We start from the raw sequence: 1,171 nt of genomic DNA, 5'->3' as shown, positions 1-1,171 counted from the left end.
AGCAGATATCTTTATAAGCAAAAAGTAGATAACTGCTTTCAATTGATTTTATTCTGGCTTCAAGTCTGCCATTAACGTAATCTCCAATAATTCTATCTAACTTATCTGCCATTCATCAAATTCTCCTTTTGTGGTATAATTAAGTTAGAAATTCAGTTGCCGAAGCCCATTACAGTGGGCTTTTTTTGTTTATTTAAAAGAGTTAATGCCAAAAGCAACTACTATAATAAAAATCACAGATAATATTGCAAATATCCATAACCCGATAATCTTAGCTAGTAAATATATACCTAAAACATACAGTATAAACAAAGCAACAATTCCAGTTGCAATTAGTAATGATTTACCCATTTCTCCTCCAGTTGAGTTTAGCGAGTTCCTAGCTCAGTATGATATAATTTGTTAGACCATAAAAATATAAACGTTAGAATTCACAATTTCGCTCAAGCTTGGTCAGCTTGGGCTTTTTTTATTTACTCCTAAGCAAGATGTACTGCCAAAAGCTCATTATCTTGTCGTACCCAAAGAGATGATAGGTTGCTAGAGATAATCCAAATCCTACAGCAACTACTATTAGGGCAATTAGTATCTTATAAATCACTTTCATTCCACAACCTCCTCGATATAGGCGACTTTGAAAGCTCCGTTGATACCAGTGTACCAACCTGCGTTGCTTTCGATATATTCAATAACATCAGCGAAACTATCGGCTTCAACAAACTGTTGTTTTGAACGAAGTGCTCCATTTTGGTCAATAAACGAATTGCTTACTAATCTAAATCTTTTCATCTCCACCTCAATCCATATGTTTATCAAGCCATTTTTCAGGGAACACGTTCTCTGACTCGTCAAGGTCTGAGCGTGGAATTCGTTTATCTGTAATGTAGCAACGACGACAAGAGCGTTCTTCATGAGTTCCAAATAAATATACTCTCCATTCTGACCACTTATGCCCAAACAGCTTACACATTAGTTTCATTTAATCTCCCTTTTTTCAAATCCTTTAATATCATATTTGTCAGATACTATATTTCCTAGCACAATATATTTAACATCAGTCCAACCGTCTTTTTTAGCGTCAGACACAGCACATTTAAATTCTTTTTCAGAAAAGGTTTGCAAATCAGAATATTTACTATGAACTCCGATACGGCTAGTATCATAAATAAAC

The 1,171-nt window shown here is 34.4% G+C and carries 4 protein-coding genes; all 4 read right to left on the bottom strand.

The annotated features are described in order from the left end of the window. Positions 1–112: DUF722 domain-containing protein (locus ABWI07_RS44240; RefSeq protein WP_353822219.1), on the bottom strand; the 112-nt coding region annotated here is incomplete at its 3' end. Between the two features lie 491 nt (positions 113–603). Beyond that, positions 604–795: a hypothetical protein gene (locus ABWI07_RS44235; protein WP_353822218.1), complete on the bottom strand. Its 192-nt coding sequence runs from the start codon at positions 793–795 to the stop codon at positions 604–606. 1 nt (position 796) lies between these two features. After that, complete coding sequence (locus ABWI07_RS44230; RefSeq protein WP_350782946.1) at positions 797–970, bottom strand: DUF1660 domain-containing protein; 174 nt, start codon at positions 968–970, stop codon at positions 797–799. Between the two features lie 5 nt (positions 971–975). Then, positions 976–1,171, bottom strand: a 196-nt coding sequence (locus tag ABWI07_RS44225; protein ID WP_353822217.1) for a hypothetical protein, incomplete at its 5' end; no start/stop codon positions are given.

Source organism: Actinomadura sp. NPDC000600 (genome assembly GCF_040492135.1).
In the GTDB taxonomy this organism is placed as follows: domain Bacteria; phylum Actinomycetota; class Actinomycetes; order Streptosporangiales; family Streptosporangiaceae; genus Spirillospora.
This window is presented reverse-complemented; position numbering and strand designations above follow the sequence as displayed.

What these genes read in the sequence shown, in the direction of transcription:
- ABWI07_RS44230 (WP_350782946.1), bottom strand. Translation starts at nt 970, where the DNA reads ATGTGTAAGCTGTTTGGGCATAAGTGGTCAGAATGGAGAGTATATTTA.